The 20,850-nt window shown below is 58.7% G+C and carries 19 protein-coding genes, 3 tRNA genes and 1 pseudogene; 5 read left to right on the forward strand and 18 right to left on the reverse strand.

Translation table 11 applies throughout. The annotated features are described in order from the left end of the window. Positions 1-933 carry a LysR family transcriptional regulator gene (locus D3879_RS15565; RefSeq protein WP_119955212.1) on the reverse strand — a complete coding sequence of 311 codons (933 nt, stop codon included), beginning with the start codon at positions 931-933 and terminating at the stop codon, positions 1-3. A gap of 109 nt (positions 934-1,042) precedes the next feature. Here D3879_RS15565 and D3879_RS15570 point away from each other — a divergent pair, with 109 nt between their 5' ends. The 3 genes from D3879_RS15570 (at position 1,043) to D3879_RS15580 (ending at position 5,405) form a co-directional block, all read left to right on the forward strand. Continuing rightward, positions 1,043-1,891, forward strand: coding sequence for an AraC family transcriptional regulator (locus D3879_RS15570; protein WP_119955213.1), 849 nt, complete (start codon positions 1,043-1,045; stop codon positions 1,889-1,891). Positions 1,892-2,648: 757 nt separating this feature from the next. After that, positions 2,649-4,004: a DUF1254 domain-containing protein gene (locus D3879_RS15575; protein WP_119955214.1), complete on the forward strand. Its 1,356-nt coding sequence runs from the start codon at positions 2,649-2,651 to the stop codon at positions 4,002-4,004. Between the two features lie 3 nt (positions 4,005-4,007). Then, on the forward strand, positions 4,008-5,405 hold the full coding sequence (locus D3879_RS15580; RefSeq protein WP_119955215.1) for a DUF1254 domain-containing protein: 1,398 nt from the start codon (positions 4,008-4,010) through the stop codon (positions 5,403-5,405). Positions 5,406-5,605: 200 nt separating this feature from the next. Here D3879_RS15580 and D3879_RS15585 read toward each other — a convergent pair whose 3' ends face one another. Next, positions 5,606-7,594: an alkyl/aryl-sulfatase gene (locus tag D3879_RS15585; protein ID WP_119955216.1), complete on the reverse strand. Its 1,989-nt coding sequence runs from the start codon at positions 7,592-7,594 to the stop codon at positions 5,606-5,608. A gap of 220 nt (positions 7,595-7,814) precedes the next feature. Between D3879_RS15585 and D3879_RS15590 the strand changes: the two genes are divergently transcribed. After that, a complete protein-coding gene (locus D3879_RS15590) occupies positions 7,815-8,282 on the forward strand; it encodes a copper chaperone PCu(A)C (RefSeq protein ID WP_119955217.1) in 468 nt (155 codons plus the stop codon). A 116-nt stretch (positions 8,283-8,398) separates the two neighbouring features. Here D3879_RS15590 and D3879_RS15595 read toward each other — a convergent pair whose 3' ends face one another. Both D3879_RS15595 and gorA read right to left on the reverse strand, forming a co-directional pair. Beyond that, positions 8,399-9,022: a trimeric intracellular cation channel family protein gene (locus tag D3879_RS15595; protein ID WP_119955218.1), complete on the reverse strand. Its 624-nt coding sequence runs from the start codon at positions 9,020-9,022 to the stop codon at positions 8,399-8,401. A 12-nt stretch (positions 9,023-9,034) separates the two neighbouring features. Next, positions 9,035-10,393, reverse strand: coding sequence for a glutathione-disulfide reductase (gene gorA / locus D3879_RS15600; protein ID WP_119955219.1), 1,359 nt, complete (start codon positions 10,391-10,393; stop codon positions 9,035-9,037). 96 nt (positions 10,394-10,489) lie between these two features. Between gorA and D3879_RS15605 the strand changes: the two genes are divergently transcribed. After that, positions 10,490-10,912, forward strand: a complete 423-nt coding sequence (locus D3879_RS15605; protein WP_119955220.1) for a VOC family protein — start codon at positions 10,490-10,492, stop codon at positions 10,910-10,912. A 261-nt stretch (positions 10,913-11,173) separates the two neighbouring features. On the opposite strand, the gene galU is transcribed toward D3879_RS15605, so the two are convergent. The 14 genes and pseudogenes from galU to gacA form a co-directional block, all read right to left on the reverse strand. Beyond that, positions 11,174-12,013 (reverse strand): UTP--glucose-1-phosphate uridylyltransferase GalU, encoded by an 840-nt coding sequence (galU, locus tag D3879_RS15610; protein WP_119955221.1) that lies wholly within the window; start codon positions 12,011-12,013, stop codon positions 11,174-11,176. Between the two features lie 46 nt (positions 12,014-12,059). After that, positions 12,060-13,421 (reverse strand): UDP-glucose dehydrogenase family protein, encoded by a 1,362-nt coding sequence (locus tag D3879_RS15615; RefSeq protein WP_119955222.1) that lies wholly within the window; start codon positions 13,419-13,421, stop codon positions 12,060-12,062. A gap of 125 nt (positions 13,422-13,546) precedes the next feature. Then, positions 13,547-13,885, reverse strand: coding sequence for a hypothetical protein (locus D3879_RS15620; RefSeq protein WP_119955223.1), 339 nt, complete (start codon positions 13,883-13,885; stop codon positions 13,547-13,549). Positions 13,886-13,944: 59 nt separating this feature from the next. Continuing rightward, positions 13,945-14,307 (reverse strand): glycoside hydrolase family protein, encoded by a 363-nt coding sequence (locus D3879_RS26335; protein WP_420800933.1) that lies wholly within the window; start codon positions 14,305-14,307, stop codon positions 13,945-13,947. 44 nt (positions 14,308-14,351) lie between these two features. After that, positions 14,352-14,662, reverse strand: a pseudogene (locus D3879_RS15630) (phage holin, lambda family). Positions 14,663-15,885: 1,223 nt separating this feature from the next. After that, positions 15,886-16,590: a metallophosphoesterase gene (locus D3879_RS15645; RefSeq protein WP_119955227.1), complete on the reverse strand. Its 705-nt coding sequence runs from the start codon at positions 16,588-16,590 to the stop codon at positions 15,886-15,888. Then, positions 16,587-16,712: a PSPA7_2676 family Cys-rich small protein gene (locus tag D3879_RS27890; RefSeq protein WP_420800932.1), complete on the reverse strand. Its 126-nt coding sequence runs from the start codon at positions 16,710-16,712 to the stop codon at positions 16,587-16,589. Before D3879_RS27890 ends, D3879_RS15645 begins: the two co-directional genes overlap by 4 nt. Further along, entirely contained in the window at positions 16,709-16,924 is a 216-nt protein-coding gene (locus tag D3879_RS15650; protein ID WP_119955228.1) for a nuclease domain-containing protein, read from the reverse strand. The genes D3879_RS27890 and D3879_RS15650 overlap by 4 nt, the downstream gene beginning before the upstream one ends. A gap of 150 nt (positions 16,925-17,074) precedes the next feature. Further along, positions 17,075-17,161 (reverse strand) — tRNA-Leu (locus D3879_RS15660). A gap of 190 nt (positions 17,162-17,351) precedes the next feature. Continuing rightward, a tRNA-Cys gene (locus tag D3879_RS15665) sits at positions 17,352-17,425 on the reverse strand. A 43-nt stretch (positions 17,426-17,468) separates the two neighbouring features. Beyond that, positions 17,469-17,544, reverse strand: a tRNA-Gly gene (locus D3879_RS15670). A gap of 65 nt (positions 17,545-17,609) precedes the next feature. Continuing rightward, positions 17,610-18,170 (reverse strand): CDP-diacylglycerol--glycerol-3-phosphate 3-phosphatidyltransferase, encoded by a 561-nt coding sequence (gene pgsA / locus D3879_RS15675; RefSeq protein WP_119955229.1) that lies wholly within the window; start codon positions 18,168-18,170, stop codon positions 17,610-17,612. A gap of 33 nt (positions 18,171-18,203) precedes the next feature. Beyond that, a complete protein-coding gene (uvrC, locus tag D3879_RS15680) occupies positions 18,204-20,027 on the reverse strand; it encodes an excinuclease ABC subunit UvrC (protein WP_119955277.1) in 1,824 nt (607 codons plus the stop codon). A gap of 1 nt (position 20,028) precedes the next feature. Beyond that, positions 20,029-20,673: a response regulator transcription factor GacA gene (gacA, locus tag D3879_RS15685; RefSeq protein WP_119955230.1), complete on the reverse strand. Its 645-nt coding sequence runs from the start codon at positions 20,671-20,673 to the stop codon at positions 20,029-20,031. Positions 20,674-20,850 lie beyond the last annotated feature (177 nt).

A 20,850-nucleotide genomic window follows, 5' to 3' on the forward strand; every position in this document is an offset into this window, starting at 1 on the left:
CTACAGAGCCTCGTCCTCAGCCATCGGCCAGAGGCGCTGGTCTGCCGTGACGATGGCCGCGGTCATGGCCTGGGCTGCTGGTGACAAGGATTGGCCAGCGCGACTGACAAGTCCGTACTGGATATGCAAGTTGGAGAGTTCGCTAGGCACGTCATGCAGGGTCAACAGCTGCACCTGGCCACGTTGGACCGGCTCGTAAAGTGCCTCCATGGTGGCAACCCCAACGGCCTCGGAGCGCTCGACTATACGCAAAATGGCGTCGAAGTGATCACACTCCACGCTTGGCCGAAACTCCTCTTTACCGAGCACTCCGCCAAGGATCTTGCGAATCGCGGCTGGCATTTTCGTACCCACCACAGGAAAGCTCAGCAGGTCGGCCAAGCTGAGGTCCGTGCGCTCGCACAGCGGATGCTCGCGACGACAGAAAAACCGGCCGCGCCGTGGTCGCATCAGCTTCACCAGATAGCGTGGGTCGTCGATAAAATATCGCGCATCGGCGACGAAGAACTCCAGCTGTTGTTCTTTGAGCCGCTCAGCCAGGTATTCCCAGTGATTAACCTCGAAGCCAACGTTGATCGCGGGATGTGCGCGAATAAAGTCAGCTAGCGCCTCCGGCACTAGCTGTAAAGCTGGATAAGGGCCGCTGCCAAAACGCAGCTCACCGGCAGATAGACCGTTGTACTGGCTCAGTTCGTTGTGCAAGGCTCGCGCACCCGCCAATAAACGCTGGGCATGTTGTCGCACCAGCTCGCCCTGCCCGGTCAACCGGAACTCGCGACTGCTGCGATCGACCAACTGGCAGTCCAAGGACTGTTCAAGGCTTTGGATGCTGCGACTGAAGGCGGGCTGGCTCAAGCCGACAACATCGGCTGCACGGCAGAAGCTGCGGCAATCGGCGAGCGCGGCGAAATAACGGAGCTGACGTAAATCCAATATGCACTCCTTGCATGTGTTTATTTCATTAATTGCATTTGATAAATAGCACTGCAAGCTGCTCTAGTAAACGTCCTAGGCAAAGCGCTTCACTCGCAAAGGCACCGTTATGCAGCAGGAACCCTCAGTCGGCAGCGCATGGGCCAGCACCATTCTCAACTACGCCGCGCACTATGACTTACCGGTAGACAAGTTGTGCGCGCGTGTCGGCCTGTCGCCAGAGGCGCTGCTCGATCACTCTCAGCGGCTGCCCTCCTGGCAGCTTCAGCAACTATTCGCCGAATGCGCCGCCGCGGGGGCCGGCACACAGTTCGGCTGCGAGTTACAAGCCGGCCTGACCACCAGTTGCTTACAGGGCCTGAACATTCTGCTCGACTCTGCTGCCACCCTCGGCGCCAGTCTGAATTGTCTGGTGGAATATCTGCCGGAGATCATGGGCCACATACAGGTTGAGCTCTGCAAAGACGGCAACAACCATCGCCTGTTGTTCACCGCGCCAGGGGAACAGCCGCATGCCTATGGCCTGGACGCCAGCACCCTGGCCCTTGTACGCAACATGGCCAGGCGCGTCGGGCTGGCCCCTGCCGAGTTGTTCACCGAAGTCCACATCACTGCGCGACAACACTGCGGTGACACCCTCGATAGCTGGGGGGTAAACCGTCGTTACGCCGAACATCTCTGCCTGGTATTGCCGAGTGCCGCGCTGGCGCTACCACTGCTGGGCGCCAATGAGTTCCTCCACCAGAACTTGCTCAACAACTGGGGGCGGACGCCGAACCCGGCGACCAACGCAGGTAACGATGGCCTGCGCCTGGCGCGTTATTGGCTAAAAAGCTCGGATCAGCCAATTGAGAGCATCGCCACGCGGATCGGCTACAGCCAGGTCAGTAATTTCATCCGTGCCTTCCGCAAACAGTACGGCATCACTCCGAAAAAATTCCGCCTCTCGACCTGCTGAACTTCTCCTCGGCACCCTTCAAGTCAAAACTTAAGCAGCCTACCCTCGAAGCGGGGGTGGCCTTTTAGTCGGTTGTCTCGATGATTGTTTTTTGTCGCCAGGGGTTGTGTTCGTCGGACTGCAATCCGCAAGGCTCCCCAGGCTGTGCACGCCTTATTGGGAAGCAAACAATGACAAGAAACACTGCAACCACCGAGTTTCTTCGTATTCCCCGGAATAGGCGCACCCATCACCGCCCGCAACCGCTCACGCAGCACGCCTCGGATCATGATCATTTTTTGTCATCCGCTGCTTGTTGCGCTAAGCAAGCGCTCGGGCATGGTAACGACACTGCGACACTCGTATTCGGAGCCAATAATGACAACAAGCAACCCGATTAACTCTGCCACTCGCCTACCGAGCAAGCCTCATGATAAGCGCGGCTTGGGGCCGCGGGCCCTAGCGGTCTTGGGCTTATCCTCGGCCTACCAGCAAACCAGACGTTTCGACTCCCGTGACGAATGGAGCCTATCGAGCAGGCCCACCTCCAGCGTCGGCAACAACTGATCGCGGGCTAGCCTTTGCAACCCGGCCCGATGCCTGGGCTGATGAACAGCGGGCCCCAGCCAATACATATGACTTTCCCCGCGAACGCTGATGGGTACAGCTCATAGGGTCTATGCCGCAATGCGAAGTAACGCAAAACCATGCCACTCCACTTTGGCGCGGACGGCACTCCGCTCTGCGTCTTTATATTTCTGCCCAGGAGTCTTACCCCATGCGCCACTGGCTCACCGCCCTTAGTCTCTGCCTGCCCCTGGCCACAGCTCACGCTGGTATGCCTAGTCCGGCCGCCGCCCAACAACTGGCCGAAGAGGCCTATGTGTTTGCCTATGCCACCGCCGAGCACAACAAGGTGCTCAACGCCATCGCGGCCAAGCTGCCGTTTAACGTGCTCTATAACGAACCACGCCTGATGGGTCCGGAAGACAACAAGGTAGTGTCGCCGAACAACGACACCTTCTATTCCCGCGCCTTGCTCGACTTGCGCAGTGAGCCGCAAGTACTGCAAGTGCCAGCAGTGGAAAAACGCTACTACAGCTTTCAACTGATCGACGTACGCACCAATAACCTCGATTACATTGGCACCCGCGCTACCGGTACCGCGGCAGGCCGCTACCTGATCGTCGGGCCGGCCTGGAAAGGTGAATTACCGGCTGGCTTCAATGGCCTGATTCGCTCCACCAGCCAACTGGTCTTCCTCCTTGGTCGCACCGAAGTCAAAGGCCAAAGTGACCAGGCTGCCGCCGCCGAGATACTCAAAGGCTACCGCCTACAGGCCTTGTCCAGCGTGCTTGGGCAAACAGTCCCAGCCGCCTTGCCGAAGCTGAAACTGCCAACCTATCGCAACAGTAAGGATGGCCAGGCCAGCGATGTGTTCGTGACGTTCAATGCCTTGGCGCCACTGCAAGCCTGGACACCCGCTGAGCAGACACAACTGAGCCGCTTCGCAGAGATTGGTGTCGGCCCCGGCCTGGACTTCAACCCGCCTGCCGCCATCGCACAAGCCGTGGCCAGCGGCGCCGAGACGGGTCGGGAAAAGGTCAAAGCAGCCTCCCTCAGCATCTCCCCCAATCACAACGGCTGGTTCAGTTCACCCGCCAATGCAGGGCACTTCGGTAGCGATGATCTGACCCGCGCAGCGGCCGCCTGGCGCTATATCTATGTCAACGACCCTGTCGAGGCGCTCTACCCGATAGCCCTGCAAGACGCTAAAGGCAAGCCATTGAACGGCAACAAGGCCTATCGTCTGCACTTCGCGGCGGGGCAATTGCCACCGGTGGATTCATTCTGGTCGCTGACCCTCTACGACGCTGAAACACAGTTGTTCTCGGCGAATCCGCTCAAGCGCTATTCCCTCGGCGACCGCAGCCCCAGCCTGACCTATGACGCTGACGGTGGACTGACCCTGCTGATTCAGAACAGCGCTCCAGCCCAAGCGCTGCAGGGCAACTGGCTGCCAGCTCCGAAAGGCCCGTTTAACATGATCCTGCGCCTCTATCTGCCGCAGCAGAAAGCGCTTCAGGGCGCTTACCAACTTCCGGCTATCGAGTCGGTCGCCAGTCAGGAGTAAACGATGAATATCCCCTTCAGCCGTCGTCAATTCCTTGGTGGCCTGACAGTGCTCAGCGCCGGCCTGGCCTGCCCAAGCTGGCTGCTGGCTGCCGCCCAGCCGTTAACTACCGACCCGGCGGAGTTCCGTGCGATTGCCCGTGATGCCTGGATCTACGCCTACCCGATGCTGATGCACTACCAGACCATGCAGAAGCAGGCGCTGGACGCCAAGACCCGCGAATACGTCGGTGGCTTTGGCAAGTTCCGCCACTACAGCGAGCTATTCACCCCGAAGAACCGTGACATCGTCACGCCTAACAATGACACGCCCTACTCCTGGGCCTGGCTCGACCTGCGCGCGGAACCTTGGGTGCTCAGCGTGCCGGCCGTGGATAAAGACCGCTACTACGTGCACCAACTGGTCGATCAGTACACCCATAACTTCGGCTATGTCGGGGTACTCAGCACCGGCCGCGAGGCGGGCGATTATCTGATTGCCGGGCCGCACTGGCAGGGAGAAACCCCGGCGGGGATCAAGAGGGTACTGCGCAGCGAAACCGAGATCGTCATGATCCTCGGGCGTACCGGACTGAAAGATGCCAACGACCTACCCGCCGTGCGCGCTATCCAGCAGCAGTACCGGCTGCGCGCCCTACATGACTATCTCGGTAACCCCGCACCTGCTCCCGCCACTGCGATTGCCTGGCTGCCGTGGCAAGTGCCGCGCGATCTCGGCCCGGGCTTTATCGCCCACCTGAATCAAATACTGGAACTGTGCCCGGTCGATAAATCAGAAGTGGCGCTGCGCGAGCGCTTTGCTCGAATTGGCGTCGCACCCGGTTTGCCCTTCGATCCGGCAGCCCTCAGCGAGGCTCAGCGTCAAGCATTGATCGCCGGCATTCAGGAGGCGCAAGCCGACCTGAAAACCGCCAGCGGCCAGGTCCGCAACACCATAGGTCTGTTCGGCAACCGTGCGGCCATGCACAACGACTATCTAAAGCGCGCAGTTGCCGCAGCCGTTGGCATTTATGGCAATAGCGTCGAAGAAGCCTTCTATACCGGCAGCAAGCTGGATAGCAGTGGTCAGCAGCTCGTCGCGGGTCAGCGTTATCGCCTGCATTTCACGGCCGACCAATTACCGCCAGCCAGTGAGTTCTGGTCGCTGACCCTGTATGAGCTGCCAGATCGTCAATTGGTCGACAACCCGATCAACCGTTACTGCCTGAGTAGCCGCGACGCCCTGCAACGTGATGCCGATGGCGGTCTTACCTTGCTGGTGCAAACGGAGGCGCCGGTTCAGCAGGATAACTGGCTACCCGCCCCGGCCAACGGGCCTTTCAGCCTGACCCTGCGACTCTATGGGCCTAGCGCTGAAGTGATCGCCGGAAAGTGGCAGATGCCGAAGATTGAGCGGGTGTAGTCAGACAGGTCGCGGGGGATAACCCAAGCTGGTACCTGGCAAGTGCTAAAAAACAAAACGGGCACTCTAGAGTGCTGCCTTCGAATGTAGGAGCGAGCTTGAACTCGCGATTGGGCATGGCAGAAAAGCATCGCGAGCAGAAGCTCGCTCCTACAAGAACAAAGGCATCCTAGGAATAACCTAGGATGGCCGGTTACACCTCAAGGTGTGACGATATTGAACTGCGGGCTGAAGGCATCGAGCATGCCGAGCAGCTCGCCGAGCTTCTTGCCATCGCCTTCAAGCTTGATGTCGCCCTGCTTGATCGCAGTGGGGAAGTCCAACTGGCGCTGGCTGATCTTGTCCAAGGTGGCTTTGTTCATCTTCACGCTGACATCCGCCTGCGTATTAGTGCTGTCCTCGCGTGAGGTCAGCACGCCATTGCGCAGAGTCAGCGCGAACGGCTTGTCGATGTCTTCAAACTGCCAATTAAGGGTCATGTCGTGGCCCTGGGCTTTCTCCGAGTCCAGGCGAATCGCCAGGTAATCGAAGAACAACGCCGGTGACATGGCCTTGACCATATCCGACGACGCGGAGCTGCTTTGATACACCGGCACCCCGTTACGCAGCTCGAAGGCACCAGTCAGGTAGATGTTGCGCCACAGGGCGTTTTCACTCTGGTAGCCAAGCTGTTCGAAGGCCTGTGCCTGAAGTTCGAGAGCGTCTTTGTTCTGCGGCTCGGCAAATACCAGGTGGTTACCCAGTTGTGCCGCCCAACGATAGTCGCCCTTGTCCAATGCGCTGCGCATCAGTTTGAGCACGGCGGCGCCGCCGCCCATGGCCTCGACGTAGTGCTTGCCAGCATCGACTGGCTGCAAGGGGTTGAGGTTGGCCGGGTTGCCGTCGTAGAAACCAAGGTAGCGCTGATACACCGCTCGCGAGTTGTGGCTCAGCGAGCCGTAGTAGCTGCGGGTATACCATTTCTTTTCCAGTTCACCCGGCAGGGTTTTCATCTGCTCAGCCACTTCCATCGGCGTCAGCCCCTGGTTCATCAGGTGCAGGGTGCGGTCGTTGAGGAAGGCATACATATCGCGCTGATCCGCCAGCATGGTGCTGATCCGCTCACTGCCCCAGGTCGGCCAGTTGTGCTGGGCGAACATCACATCGCTCTTGTCGCCGTAGCGCGCCAGGCTCTCGTCGATGTACTGCGACCAGGCCTTGGCGTCGCGCACCAATGCGCCGCGCGGGGTGAGGATGTTGTGCATCATTTGCGTGGCATTCTCAGACATGCACAGCGCACGCAGTTGCGGCAGGTAGAGGTTCATTTCCGCCGGCGCTTCTGTACCAGGGGTGAGCTGGAACTCCACCTCGATGCCATCGATGTTGCGGGTCTCGTAGTGATCCTTGATCAGGTCGGTCGGCTCGATCAGGGTGATAGTGCCGCCCACCGGCAGGCTCTTACCCATCCCGGCATCGACTTGGCCTTTTTCTCCGCGCGGCAGCAGGGTGCCGAACTGGAACTGGGCGCGACGCGACATAGCGGTGCCGGCGAACACGTTCTCGCTCATCACATGCTCCATGAAGCCGGACGGAGCAAAGATCTTCACCTTGCCGGCTTTCACGTCGGCCTCATTCACCACCCCGCGCACGCCACCGAAATGGTCGGTATGGCTGTGGCTATAAGCCACGGCAATCACTGGCTTATGCGGGCGATTTTGGTAGTACAGGTCGAGGGCGGCCTTGGCTGTTTCGGCCATGGTCAAGGGGTCGATGATAAACAGACCGGTGTCGCCTTCGATGATGGTCATGTTCGACACATCCAGGCCGCGCACCTGATAAATACGCTCTTTAACTTCGAACAAGCCGGCATGGGTGCTGAGCTGAGCCAGACGCCAGAGACTCGGGTTGACCGAGTCCGGGGCCTTATCGGCATCCAGGAAGCTATAGGCCGGCATGCTCCAGATCACCTTACCTGCGGCATTCTTGATCTCGCCTTTGAAGGGCGCGATCAAGCCGCGGCTGACCGACTCGTAATCAGTGCGATCGGTGAACGGCAGCTTGTTAAGAACAGCGGCGTTACTCGCGGCGGTCAGCGCACTGGCTGGCTGGTTGGCCACCAGCTCGGCGGCCGACAGTGGCTGCGCGATGCTGGCCGAGATAAAAACAGCCAGCAGGCCGCGTTGCAGGCATGGTAGGGATAACAGCGGCATAGCGCCTCCACTAAGTGCTTATCGTTATTGGATTTTTGTAGGACAAGGCAGCTTAAGCCCTGCCATCCAACACAACCGCAAGCCTTAGCCGACAGAAAAGAATCACCCCCATCACCACGCACTTGAACCAGGCCATACTTCACCGCCACATCGGTAAACCATGGAGCGCATGTTATGGTCTGTCGCGACTTTGATTACTGACCGTAGGGAGACAACGAAGATGCTGGTGCGGATGCTGACTTCGACATTGCTGGCGCTGGTTTGCAGCGCGTCTTTCGCTCACGAATACACCGCTGGCGAGCTACATATCGCCCATCCGTGGGCCCGCGCATTGCCGCCAAATGCGCCAACGGGTGCCGCGTATTTCGTCATCCATAATCATGGTCAGACGGAAGATCGTTTGATTGGCGCAGCAACACCGAGGGCAGCGAAGGCCGAACTGCACACCATTGTTCAGCTGGGTGAAGTGATGAAGATGCAGCACCTGGACTCAGTCGGCATTCCCGTCGGCGGCGAGGTTAAATTCGCTCCAGGCGGTACTCACTTGATGTTGTTTGGCCTGAAGCAACCGCTAGTAGCCGGTGAGCGCTTCCCGCTGACTTTGCAGTTCGAGAAGGCCGGCAAGGTTGACGTCGAAGTGGCGATCGAAGCAGAAGCACCGGCAGCAGACGAACACGCAAACCACTGACACGGCATCCGTAGGCTGGGTAGAGGCCTTGGCCGAAACCCAGCTGTGAGCGCGCTGGGTTTCACGTTGTTCTACCCAGCCTACGGAGCCAGGCGCCAGTAGCGAAAGCCATGTTCTCAGTCCCTGTCCAGCAGATGGAAACGTGGCAGGGACAGGTGCCAGTGAATCGCCGCCAGCCGCGTCAGCAACACCACCAACATGGCGATACCCGTCGCGACCCAATGCGGCGTGGCCAACTGGATCAGCCCAATAAACACCAGCGAGCCGGCGATACAGGCGGTGGCGTAGACTTCTTTTTTGAAAATCAGTGGGATCTCGTTGCAGATCACATCGCGCATCACCCCACCCGCCACTCCCGTTATCGCGCCCATGATCACCGCCGTGCTCATCGGCACGCTGTGCCGCAGCGCCACCTCTGTGCCATAAACGGTGAAAAGCGCAAGGCCAAAGGCATCCGCGATCAACAGACCTTTTTCGTGAATGGGTTGGGTCAGGCGCACCCAGATCACCGTACCGACCGCTGCCAGTGAGGCCACCAGGATATAGGTGTCATCGCGAATCCAACTGACCGGGTGATTGTCCAGAATCACATCGCGCAGGGTGCCGCCACCCAACGCTGTGACGATGGCGATCACCAATACCCCAAACAGATCCATGGACTTGCGCCCGGCCATCAACGCACCGGTAACGGCAAATACCGCGACCCCGAACAGATCCGACAGATAGAAGAGTTGCTCCATGGCGGCCTCGGGTCAGGATGCAACGGGGCTGCGCATGGTCACAAACTCTTCGGCGGCCGTTGGATGAACCCCAATGGTCTCGTCGAACACCTGCTTGGTGGCCCCGGCCTTGAGTGCGACGGCCAGGCCCTGAACGATCTCCCCCGCTTCCGGACCGACCATATGGCAGCCCAATACGCGATCGGTCTTGGCATCCACCACCAGCTTCATCAAGGTACGCTCCTGGCACTCGGTGAGGGTCAGTTTCAGCGCCCGGAAACGACTCTCGAACACCTTGATTTCATGCCCGGCCTCGCGCGCCTGCTCTTCGCTCAGACCTACGGTGCCGATATTCGGCAAGCTGAACACAGCCGTCGGGATGTGCGTGTAATCCACTGGGCGGTACTCTTCTGGCTTGAACAAGCGACGCGCCACGGCCATGCCTTCGGCCAACGCCACCGGCGTCAACTGCACGCGCCCGATCACATCGCCAAGGGCGAGAATTGAGGGCTCAGTGGTCTGAAATTGCTCATCGACATGGATAAAGCCACGCTTGTCCAGTTCGACGCCGGTGTTCTCCAGGCCTAGGTTATCCAGCATGGGACGGCGGCCGGTGGCGTAGAACACGCAGTCGGTGTGCAGTGCACGGCCGTCCTTCAAGGTGGCCTGCAGGCTGCCATCCGCTTGCTTATCGATCCGCACAATCTCGGCGTTGAACTGCAGGTCCAAACCGCGCTTGCTCAGCTCTTCTTTCAGGTGGTTGCGCACCGCGCCATCGAAACCGCGGAGGAACAATTCGCCACGGTATAACAGCGCGGTTTTAGCCCCCAGGCCGTGGAAGATCGAGGCGAACTCGACGGCGATATAGCCGCCGCCCACCACCAGCACCCGCTTGGGCAGCGCTTTAAGGAAGAATGCCTGGTTGGAGTTGATGGCATGCTCATGGCCTGGGATCTTGGGGATCTGTGGCCAGCCGCCGGTGGCAATGAGGATATGTTTGGCGCTAAAACGCTGGCCGTCGACCTCCACATGATGTGCATCCAGCAGGCGCGCATGGCTTTCCAGCAAGGTGACGCCGCTGTTCACCAGCAAGTTGCGGTAGATACCGTTCAAACGCTGGATTTCGCGATCCTTGTTGCCGATCAGCGTGGCCCAGTCAAAACCCGCCGCGCCCAAAGACCAGCCAAAACCCGTCGCTTGCTCGAAGTCCTCGGCGAAATGCGCACCGTAGACCAATAACTTTTTCGGCACGCAACCCACATTCACGCAGGTACCGCCCAGATAGCGGCTTTCAGCTACCGCCACTCGCGCGCCGAAGCCAGCCGCGAAGCGTGCCGCGCGTACGCCGCCGGAACCGGCGCCAATCACGAAAAGGTCGAAGTCGTAAGTCATCGGGGGTCTCCTAAACAGGCCGCCAGCATACCCCAATCGTCCACCAGAGCAGCGCTTCAGCCTAAACTGACACTGAATACGCCAGGAGTAAAAAACATGCGCCGCACGCTTACCCATCTCGCCCTGCATGTCCCTGACCTAGATGCCTGCGTGCAGTTCTACAAAGAGTTCTGCGGGATGCAGGTGATTCATGAGCGCGCCGGCAAAGGCTCGCGCATTGTCTGGATGGCTGAGCCAGGCAAGGAACATGAGTTTATTTTCGTGATCATGCCCGGCGGTCATGCACGGCAGTTGGCCGAAGACGATTACAGCCATTTTGGCTTTGCCGTGGACAGCCGCGAGCAGGTCGAAGTGATCGCCGCGCAAGCGCAGGCTGCGGGCTGTTTGATCTGGGCGCCGCGCGAGGAGCCCTATCCGGTCGGCTATTACTGCGGCCTGCGCGACCCGGCCGGCAACTACGTCGAGTTCAGCTATGGCCAACCGCTAGGGCCAGGCTCCGAGGCGATGCCGATTCCGTGATACACAGCTGCAATGTTGTGCTTTTGTAGGGTGGGTTAGCCCTACGGGCGTAACCCACCAAGCCATGCTCCGCATGGCCTGCACGCGACTTCTACGCTTGCCAACGGTGGGTTACGGCTGCGCCTAACCCACCCTACGAAAACCACAGATGCAAAAACCCGCACAAACAAAAAAGCCACCCGAAGGTGGCTTTGTAGGGTGGGTTAGCCCTGCGGGCGTAACCCACCAAACCACGCACCGCGTGGTCAGCAAGAAGCTCGATCAGTAAGCCTTGCCGGTTTTGTAGAAGTTCTCGAAGCAGAAATTGGTCGCGTCGATATAACCCTCGGCACCACCACAGTCGAAACGCTTGCCTTTGAATTTGTAGGCCAGTACGCAACCATCCTGGGCCTGCTTCATCAGCGCATCGGTGATCTGAACTTCACCGCCTTTGCCCGGCGGGGTTTCTTCGATCAATTTGAAGATATCCGGGGTAAGGATGTAGCGCCCGATAATCGCCAGGTTGGACGGAGCATCCTCGGGTTTCGGCTTCTCGACCATGCTGTTCACACGGTAGATGTCGTCACGAATCATCTCGCCGGCGATCACGCCGTACTTGGAGACTTCTTCCATCGGTACTTCTTGAATCGCCACGATCGAGCAGCGGAACTGGTTGTACAGCTTGACCATCTGGGTCAGTACGCCATCACCGTCCAGGTTCACGCACAAGTCATCCGCCAGCACCACGGCAAAAGGCTCATCGCCGATCAGCGGGCGGCCTGAGAGAATCGCGTGACCGAGACCTTTCATTTCCACCTGACGGGTGTAGGAAAAGCTGCACTCGTCGATCAGACGACGAATACCTACCAGGTACTTCTCTTTATCCGTGCCTTTGATCTGATGCTCGAGTTCGTAGCTAATGTCGAAATGATCTTCCAGCGCGCGTTTGCCTCGGCCAGTCACAATAGAGATTTCCGACAAGCCCGCCTCAAGGGCTTCCTCGACGCCATACTGGATCAGCGGCTTGTTCACCACCGGCAGCATTTCCTTGGGCATGGCCTTTGTCGCTGGCAGGAAGCGAGTACCGTAACCAGCAGCCGGGAACAAGCATTTCTTGATCATGTGAGTCCTTGAAGGAGGGGTCGTACTTTTGTGCCGCGCAGTCTAATCACGCCGCACTCGCCTTACAATGGCCCGCCACTGGCCGACCAATGCCTCGATAGAGAAAACCTAGCGCAGATAGTTCCCGGGAATCATAGATATTGCGCCCATCGAACAGCACAGGCATGCGCATCAGGCCACGAACGCGCAAAAAGTCCGGCTGACGGAACTGTTTCCACTCCGTCACTAGCACCAGCGCATCGGCCCCCTCAGCAGCGGTATACGGCGATTCACTCAAACACAGCTGGCCACTTGCCAAAGCCTGCGGATAGCAGGCCGCAACACCGGCAGTAGCGACTGGATCACAGGCTTGCACCCGCGCTCCGGCGGCCAACAAAGCCTCTAGCAAAACCAGGCTGGGCGCCTCTCGCAAATCATCGGTCCCCGGCTTGAAGGCCAGCCCCCAAAGCGCCACCACCCGGCCCTGTAGATAACCCGCAAAGTGTTCGTGCAGAGACTGAAACAGCACGGTTTTTTGCAGGGTATTGCGTGCTTCTACTGCCCGCAGAATTGCTGGCTCGAAACCTTCCTGCTCGGCGCTACGAATCAGCGCGCGGACATCCTTGGGAAAACACGAGCCGCCATAGCCGCAACCGGCATAGATAAAGTGCGTACCAATGCGCTTGTCGCTGCCAATGCCACGGCGCACCTCCTCAATATCGACCTCCAGGCACGCGCAAAGCCCGGCCATCTCATTGATAAAGGAGATTTTCGTGGCAAGAAAAGCATTGGCCGCATACTTGCTGAACTCGGCAGCCCGCACGCCCATGCTCAGTACCCGTTCGTGGTTGCGCAGGAATGGCGCATAGAGCCGGCGCAGCAGTTCAGCGGTTTCGGCGTCATCACAGCCCAACACCACTCGGTCGGGGCGCATGAAGTCTTCGACCGCCGAACCCTCCTTCAGAAACTCGGGGTTACTCGCCACCTTCACCCTGCATCCCAGCCCGCGACCAGCCAGACGGGCATTGATGAGTTGCGCCACTCGCTCAGCCGTACCAACCGGCACCGTGGATTTATTCACCACCACGCAAGCCTGTTTTAGAGTCACACCCAGCTGATCGGCTACAGCCAGTACATACGACAGATCGGCCGAGCCATCCTCCCCACTCGGCGTACCGACAGCGATAAAAACGATTTCAGCCTGCCTCACGCCCTCTTCAAGGTGCTGACTGAAACTCAATTGACCACTAGCGAGATGGACCTTGAGCATGGCCTCCAGACCAGGTTCATAGATCGGCACTTCGCCATGCGAAAGGCGCGCAACACGGAAGGGATCACGCTCGACACAGACAACCCGATTGCCCATTTCGGCAAAACAGGCCGCGGTCACCAACCCAACATACCCTGCTCCGATTACACATAGCCGCATCGCTGCACCTCCAAATGAGTAGCAGTGATTGCAGCGAAAATGGGTGGCAAGTGTGTGACGGGGGTACGACATAGGTGTGACAAGAAGCCCCGGCCGTTCTGAACACGCCTCGGGGCGAGAGGCTATTACCGCCTATTGATCTCTATCGTGCGGCTGCCGGGCTGATCCTGGAATTCCCCGATGCCCAGGTACTCGATGCTCTGGATAACATTTCCCCTGGTTTGCGAGGAGCCGCTGCCCTGAAAGCTTCGCTCGTTCCTGTATCCGCCGCTGGGCACACGATAGCCGCCATAGTTGTCGTAGCGCTCATAGCGGCTCGAAGTGCCGATACTTCCGCTTGCGCCGGGGCTTATGTAGATCCGGGTGATTGGCGCAGGGCGCTGTTCATCGGCCGACTCATAAGCAAAGGCTGCAGAGGCTACGAACGCTGATAGCGCTAGAAGCACAGTAGTAAGTTTGCTCATCTCGTCACCTCGCTAAGAGCCGATCCACATCTTTACTCGCATTCCGCCTTGGGTCGGCATCATGGTCTTAGGCCAGCAACATGCCCATGAGGGTCATGAAAGCATGTGGAGCTTAAAGATGTAATCCGAGAAACGGAAAACCAGCCAGCTAGAGCCGAAGTCAGCGCACTTTCCTTCCCGCTGATGCGCAGCTCTTGGAGGCCAACAATGACGGCGACTGCGAGCGGTACCCATACCCAGACGGGGACGAGACTGAGGACTTTCAGGCGCTGAATAACGCGCTCGGCGTCATGCAGATCATCACGCAACAGACGCTCAGCCTGCGCGCGGTCGATGGTCAGGCCCTGCACCACGTCAGGGCCAGTATGATCCCAGCCGATGGTCAACACGCCCATGCTGGCACGGTAGGCGATCGGGCGCAGGCCCTCGAAGCCCTAGATCAGGGCGAGGCCAGCGTCACTGGTGTTCATACCTGCTCAACCTTCCGGCCAATCAACCGATCTGCGTAATCGCGCAGCTTCTCGACACCCATAAAGCCGACCGCACCACCCGCGAAGGTGGCCATTGAGTCAGGCAGGCCGAAGTACGCCAGCAGCGGAACCAGGATCAGTGTGGCCAGGCCGCACAAGGCGCCCTCCATGACCATCTGGCGCCAGCCGCCACGGCCGTGGGTCAGGCAATCAGCACGGACAAACCGAAGGCGTATAGCTGAGGGTGGTGTGCGGCCACCCAGGCGATAAATGCCGCCCACAGGTTTAGGTCGTGATCCATTTTCATGGCTCCGTTCCTGGCCGCATGGGCCGCTTGGTGAATAAAAAAGCCCGCAGTGAGGACGGGCAAAGGAACCAGCGAGAGGGAGTGCCAGCGTGAAGCACCAATGAAAAAGCCCGCACATGGCGGGCTTGGAATTCAAAGTAGGTGGCCGGCGCTGGTCTCCGGCTTACAAGGTTTATCAGGCATCTCGCAGAAGATTTATGAGTTCTTCTGCTTCACACGGCATAAGGGGTGGATCTCACACAGGAGATCTTTCTAACCGTGTACCCTTGGGAACGCGCCCCACGTCTCCTTGCTATCCTCTTGCGCATCAGTCTGCGTTCTCACCTACACCATAAGAATAACAAAAGCCCGACATGTGGGCCGGGCTTTTTAAGATCGTTTTCTTCAGAGGGAAGAACGACAGGATGGGAAAAACCATGAGCGAACCAGGCATTTCTGTCAATACATCATAACGTCTACCGTATGACGCGGTCCGGCGACCTTGCGCGGTACATACTTCTCCCGAACTCGTAACGATCTTCCTTCTTCAAGTAGATGCAGTGGAGGCGTAGCTGACCAGCAATTGCGGTAGCACCTACATCGGTGATCACCATGCCAGACACAAGAGCCACTCCCTGTGCATCGACGCTCTGCCTGACGTCCTCCTTCAATGCATCCAAGTGATTCACGCTGCCTCCTTCATTTCACCAATGACCGCCGCCACCGGGGCTAGCGCCAGCTTGTCCAGATCATTGCACCCGTCGAAGCATAGCTGGATGAAACCACCCCACTCCCTGCCCACTGTTCGGAAGATAACTTCAGGTCGTAGGTTTCCAGCAACGCGGCGCGGAATACCTCGGGGCCCGCTAGCGGGTCTTCGCATGCACTCTGCCCGCCCTGGTGCATGCGACGGTAGCGGTAGAGCACGCCCTTGGCCACACATACTCGGCCTTCTGCCACTTCGCCGTGGTCATGCGGCCGCCAGCCTGGACGAGAGCGTGATAGGCGCCATGGAAAATGATTTCCTCGGCGGTTTCTCGATCCTCTGCAGTCGGGACAGGGCTGTACAGCCAGTTTCCAAAAGCATGGATGTCAGAGCGGAGTGTGCCGATGGCCATCTGAACTCGCCCGGCGATAGCCGGGTGGGCGCAGCCGCCAGTCGATGTTGTGCTGTCAGGGCGAGTGCCTTTCACACCAGGAGCGAACACAAGGCGGCTGTAGGTGATCTTCCGTGGGCAGTTGGCTCATTCAGAACCCTCCCTGGCGACTTGGGCGTAGTGGAAGTTCGTCAGGTTCACCATGGTCAGCCGTCCACCGAACACGGCGCCGGTGTCGATGAATAGGTGATTGCCCAATTGGGCGGGTTTGCACAGGACGGTATGCCCGCAGAAGACGAAGGCGATGTTGTCGACGGTATCGGTCCGCCCGCTGCTGATCCGCGTGCGGCCCCAGATGGCCTGGGCTTCGATGTAGCGCAGTGGGTCACTCTCGTCCTGCAGGCGACTGGTGAAATCCTTCCAGTCGCTTAGCGGGCACTCGGCATGTACCAGGCCGATAAGGCCGTGCACGCTTTCCAGCTCGATGGCAACCGGCAACTCACGGAAGGCTACGGCGAACTCCTGCTGCTCGGATTTCGACAGGCCGAAGAACCACGCGCCGCCGCTGTAGAAGTACAAGTCGTTGTCGAGCATCTCTGCAACGGCATCGATGACCATTTGCTCGTGGTTGCCTAGTATGGCGTGGAACCAGGGCTTGGCCAGAAACTCCAGCGCCCGAGCGCTCTCTGGGCCACGGTCGACCATGTCGCCCACGCTGAACAACCGGTCTTGCTCGGGATCGAACCTCACCTTCGCCAGCAGTTGCTCCAGCAGCGGGAAGCATCCATGGATGTCGCCTACCACGAAGTCGCGGCCAATGATGTTGCGCGAAAACCTGATGAACCGGCTCATTCCGACACCGTCCTGAACGACCCGCAACGCTCACAGGTCTGCACGCGCAGGCGTTCGCCATGATTCATATAGCTTATGCCCATACCCCACCGGCAGCCCAGCAGCATGCATCGGATGGTCATGCGGCCAGCTTCCCTTCTTTGAGCAGGACTGCCTGGGTGCGAATAACGCCCTCCAGGTGAGCGAGCGAAGCACTGTCGGCGTCGATGTGGCGCGTGCGGCGATCGATCTCGTCATGACACGACGAGCAGGCCCAAGCAGTAAGCGTCCAGCAGCTCCGGATAAAGCCGAATCCAGTGGCGATATCATGCAAGCCAGGGATCAACTTGGGCATACCACCGTCGTCATGACCGAGTAGTACATCCGCGAGCTAAGGGCAAGAAAGTAACCCCGACGCGATGAATTGCGGCCCAAGTCATTAATTTCGGCCCATAAACTAACAAGGGCCTACATGCGAAATCGCCTGTAAGCCCTTGATTTCAAATGGTGCCCGGAGCCGGGGTCGAACCGGCACGTCCTTACGAACGAGGGATTTTAAGTCCCTTGCGTCTACCAATTTCGCCATCCGGGCGGTAGAGCGGTAAATCTTGGCTATGGGTGCTTGCAGCAGAATCGACATCCGCGCCCCATGGCGAGCGCAGGAATATATACAGCCCTACCCTGCGACGCAAGTTTCAACAGCTACAAATTGAGCGCGGAAGGGACATCCACCCCAATAGAAAAAGCCCCGTAGATCAAAGATCTACGGGGCTTATCTATAATGGAGGCCGAGGTCGGAATCGAACCGGCATAGACGGATTTGCAATCCGCAGCATAACCACTCTGCCACCCGGCCTCAAACGAAGACGCCGCAAACTGCGGCGTCAACGTCAACAAATTGGAGCGGGAAACGAGACTCGAACTCGCGACCCCGACCTTGGCAAGGTCGTGCTCTACCAACTGAGCTATTCCCGCGTCTTGGTGACGGGCGCCATTCTATAGAATCCAAACACCCCGTCAACCCCTTGATTCAAAAAAGCTTATTTATTTTCCACAGTTGGACTGAGGTGCGGCCAGGCGGCGATCAGGTACTGCACCATGGACCAAAGGGTTAGCGCTGCCGCGACAATCAGCAGTACAAAGCCAAGCACCACCCAGACAGTCTCTGATGGCGGGCTAGCCAACAAGATCACCAGCGCCACCATCTGCGCAGCAGTCTTCCATTTGCCCAGGTTGGACACCGATACATGCGCCCGCGCGCCTAGCTCGGCCATCCATTCGCGCAATGCCGAGATGACGATCTCTCTGCCAATGATGATGGCCGCCGGCAAGGTAAGCCAGAAAGTGGCGTGCTCCTCCACTAACAACACCAAGGCCACAGCCACCATCAGCTTGTCCGCCACCGGATCGAGAAAAGCACCAAACGGTGTGCTTTGCTCCAGCCGACGAGCCAGATAGCCGTCGAGCCAGTCAGTAATGGCGGCAAAACCAAACACCGCACTGGCGGCCAGATAGCTCCACGAGAACGGTAGATAGAACAGTAAAATAAAGATCGGGATCAGCAGGACGCGCAGTATGGTAATCAGGTTGGGGATATTCATCGGCACAACTAGGCTGCGAGGTGAGCCGGCATTCTACTCGCTGTGCAGGGCGGCATAAATCAGCTCAGCAAGCTTTTTACTGATTCCGGGCGCTTTGGCAATTTCTTCGGTGCTGGCGCGCGCCAGTTCTTGCAGGCCGCCGAAATGATTGAGCAGCTCTCGCCGACGCTTCGGCCCTACCCCAGCAACCTCTTCGAGACTGGAAGTACGGCGCGCCTTACCGCGCCGAGCACGGTGCCCAGTAATGGCAAAACGGTGCGACTCATCGCGAATCTGCTGGATCAGGTGCAACGCGGGTGAGTTGCCCGGCAAGGTGAATTCGTGGGCCGCATCGTTCAAGTAAAGGGTTTCCAGCCCGGGCTTGCGGGTTGCGCCCTTGGCCACCCCAAGCAAGATCAGATCCGGCACTGCCAACTCTTGCAGCACCTCCCGGGCCATTGCCAGCTGGCCTTTACCGCCATCTACCAGAAGGATATCCGGCAGTTTTCCCTCACCATCCTTAACCTTGCTGAAGCGACGAGTAAGCGCCTGGTGCATGGCCGCATAGTCATCACCCGCCGTGACGCCCTCGATGTTGTAGCGACGGTAATCGGATTTAAGGGGGCCTTCCGGGCCGAACACCACGCATGAGGCAACAGTCGCCTCACCGCTGGAGTGGCTGATATCGAAGCACTCCATTCGCTGCGGCGGCTCGTCCAGATCCAACGCCTCTGCCAAAGCCTCGAAACGAGCGGCGAGATGCTGACGATTGGCCAGGCGCGACGCGAGCGCCTGCTCTGCATTGGTCACAGCCAACTGCTGCCAACGTGCTCGAGTACCACGCACACGGTGAGTGATGCTCAGCTCCCGCCCTCGCAACGCTGAAATCGCCTCGATCAACGCGGGAAAATCGTCGTGGGCGGCATTAACGATGAGCTCGCTAGGCAGATCGCGCTCATGACTGCTCAGGTAGTACTGAGCCAGGAACGCTGCCAGCACTTCACTGACATCCTCTTCAATGGCCACCTGCGGGTAGAAATTCTTGCTCCCCAGCACACGCCCGCCACGCACACTGATCAGGTGAACACAAGCCCCTCCTGGGTTGACCATGGCCGCCACAACGTCCACATCGCCGGTACCGCCTTCCATGCTTTGTTGATCTTGCACGCGACGGAGCAGGGAAATTTGATCGCGCAACTCGGCTGCACGTTCAAACTCGAGATTCACGGCCGCCTGCTCCATGCCGCTGGACAGCTCGTCAGTCAACGCATTGCTGCGCCCTTCAAGGAACATGATCGAATGCCGCACATCCTCAGCGTACTCAGTGGGATCAACTAAGCCGACGCAAGGGCCTTTGCAGCGCTTGATTTGATATTGCAGACAAGGCCGGGTGCGGTTCTTGAAGTAGCTGTCTTCGCACTGGCGGACCAAAAAGGCCTTTTGCAATAAGCTCAGGCTTTCACGAATGGCCCCGGCGCTCGGGTAAGGTCCAAAGTAGCGCCCCTTCTGCTTTTTGGCGCCGCGATGAATGCTCAGACGCGGATAGTCACCGTCGGACAGAAACACGTACGGGTAGGACTTATCGTCCCGCAACAGGATGTTGTACGGCGGTCGCCATTCCTTTATCAGCGTCTGCTCAAGCAGCAGCGCCTCGGTCTCGTTGGCGGTGATGGTGGTTTCGATCTGAACGATCTTGACCACTAATGCGGCGGTCTTCGGCGCCAACCCCGTCTTGCGGAAATAGCTGGAGAGGCGCTTCTTCAGGTTTTTCGCTTTGCCAACATAGAGCAGCTTGGCGTCCGCATCGAACATGCGATACACGCCAGGCCGCCCACTGCAGGTGGCGAGGAAGGCGCTGGAATCGAACGGTTCAGCCATCTCAGCTGGAGGCATCGACCATGCCATGACGCACGGCCAACAAGGCCAACTCCACGTCACTGGTAATCGCGAGCTTCTCGAAAATGCGATAGCGATAGGTGTTTACCGTCTTCGGCGACAGGCAGAGCTTGTCGGAGATGCTCTGCACCTTCTGACAGCCGGCGATCATCAGGGCAATCTGGATTTCACGCTCAGACAGCAAATCGAAGGGCGAGCTATTGGTCTGCGGCTGAAAGGATTTCAGCGCCAACTGCTGTGCAATCTGCGGGCTGATGTAACGCTGGCCGGCAAACACCATGCGAATCGCCTGAACCATCTCTTCCAGCGCGGCCCCCTTGGTCAGGTAACCGGCTGCACCGGCCTGTAACAAGCGCGTGGGAAACGGATCGTCTTCACAGGCGGTCACGGCGACGACTTTTAGATCAGGGTGACTACGCAGAAGTTTGCGGGTGGCTTCGAGGCCGCCGATGCCGGGCATTTTGATGTCCATCAGGACGACGTCCGGCTTTAGCTCGCGGGCTTTTTTCAGCGACTCCTCACCGGAGTCGGCTTGCCCCACCACTTGTAGACCATCGATATCGGCCAACATGCGGGTGATGCCCGTTCGAACTAAATCGTGGTCATCGACCACTAGCACCCTAATCAAGCAACACCTCGTTGTGCGTCAAAAGCCGCTCGCTGCAGCGGTCTTATCGGATGCTGGCCACCTTAGCAAAAAAGCTTCGGCAAGACCTAGCTTGGCGCATAACCGTCAAATAGCAAACGCCAAAATTTTGGGTTTTGACGCTGCTGATTTGAACGAAGAGAAGATGGCGGAGGCGGT

This window comes from Pseudomonas cavernicola, assembly GCF_003596405.1.
Classification (GTDB): domain Bacteria; phylum Pseudomonadota; class Gammaproteobacteria; order Pseudomonadales; family Pseudomonadaceae; genus Aquipseudomonas; species Aquipseudomonas cavernicola.

Bases quoted from the DNA above. Each gene is read 5' to 3' on its own strand.
- D3879_RS15590 (WP_119955217.1), top strand. From the start codon at position 7,815: ATGCTGGTGCGGATGCTGACTTCGACATTGCTGGCGCTGGTTTGCAGC.
- D3879_RS15615 (WP_119955222.1), bottom strand. From the start codon at position 13,421: ATGCGGCTATGTGTAATCGGAGCAGGGTATGTTGGGTTGGTGACCGCG.
- gorA (WP_119955219.1), bottom strand. From the start codon at position 10,393: ATGACTTACGACTTCGACCTTTTCGTGATTGGCGCCGGTTCCGGCGGC.
- uvrC (WP_119955277.1), bottom strand. From the start codon at position 20,027: ATGGCTGAACCGTTCGATTCCAGCGCCTTCCTCGCCACCTGCAGTGGG.
- pgsA (WP_119955229.1), bottom strand. From the start codon at position 18,170: ATGAATATCCCCAACCTGATTACCATACTGCGCGTCCTGCTGATCCCG.
- D3879_RS15585 (WP_119955216.1), bottom strand. From the start codon at position 7,594: ATGCCGCTGTTATCCCTACCATGCCTGCAACGCGGCCTGCTGGCTGTT.
- D3879_RS15645 (WP_119955227.1), bottom strand. From the start codon at position 16,590: ATGAGCCGGTTCATCAGGTTTTCGCGCAACATCATTGGCCGCGACTTC.
- D3879_RS15605 (WP_119955220.1), top strand. From the start codon at position 10,490: ATGCGCCGCACGCTTACCCATCTCGCCCTGCATGTCCCTGACCTAGAT.
- galU (WP_119955221.1), bottom strand. From the start codon at position 12,013: ATGATCAAGAAATGCTTGTTCCCGGCTGCTGGTTACGGTACTCGCTTC.
- D3879_RS15580 (WP_119955215.1), top strand. From the start codon at position 4,008: ATGAATATCCCCTTCAGCCGTCGTCAATTCCTTGGTGGCCTGACAGTG.
- D3879_RS15575 (WP_119955214.1), top strand. From the start codon at position 2,649: ATGCGCCACTGGCTCACCGCCCTTAGTCTCTGCCTGCCCCTGGCCACA.
- D3879_RS15650 (WP_119955228.1), bottom strand. From the start codon at position 16,924: ATGCCCAAGTTGATCCCTGGCTTGCATGATATCGCCACTGGATTCGGC.
- D3879_RS27890 (WP_420800932.1), bottom strand. From the start codon at position 16,712: ATGACCATCCGATGCATGCTGCTGGGCTGCCGGTGGGGTATGGGCATA.
- D3879_RS15570 (WP_119955213.1), top strand. From the start codon at position 1,043: ATGCAGCAGGAACCCTCAGTCGGCAGCGCATGGGCCAGCACCATTCTC.
- D3879_RS15620 (WP_119955223.1), bottom strand. From the start codon at position 13,885: ATGAGCAAACTTACTACTGTGCTTCTAGCGCTATCAGCGTTCGTAGCC.
- D3879_RS15595 (WP_119955218.1), bottom strand. From the start codon at position 9,022: ATGGAGCAACTCTTCTATCTGTCGGATCTGTTCGGGGTCGCGGTATTT.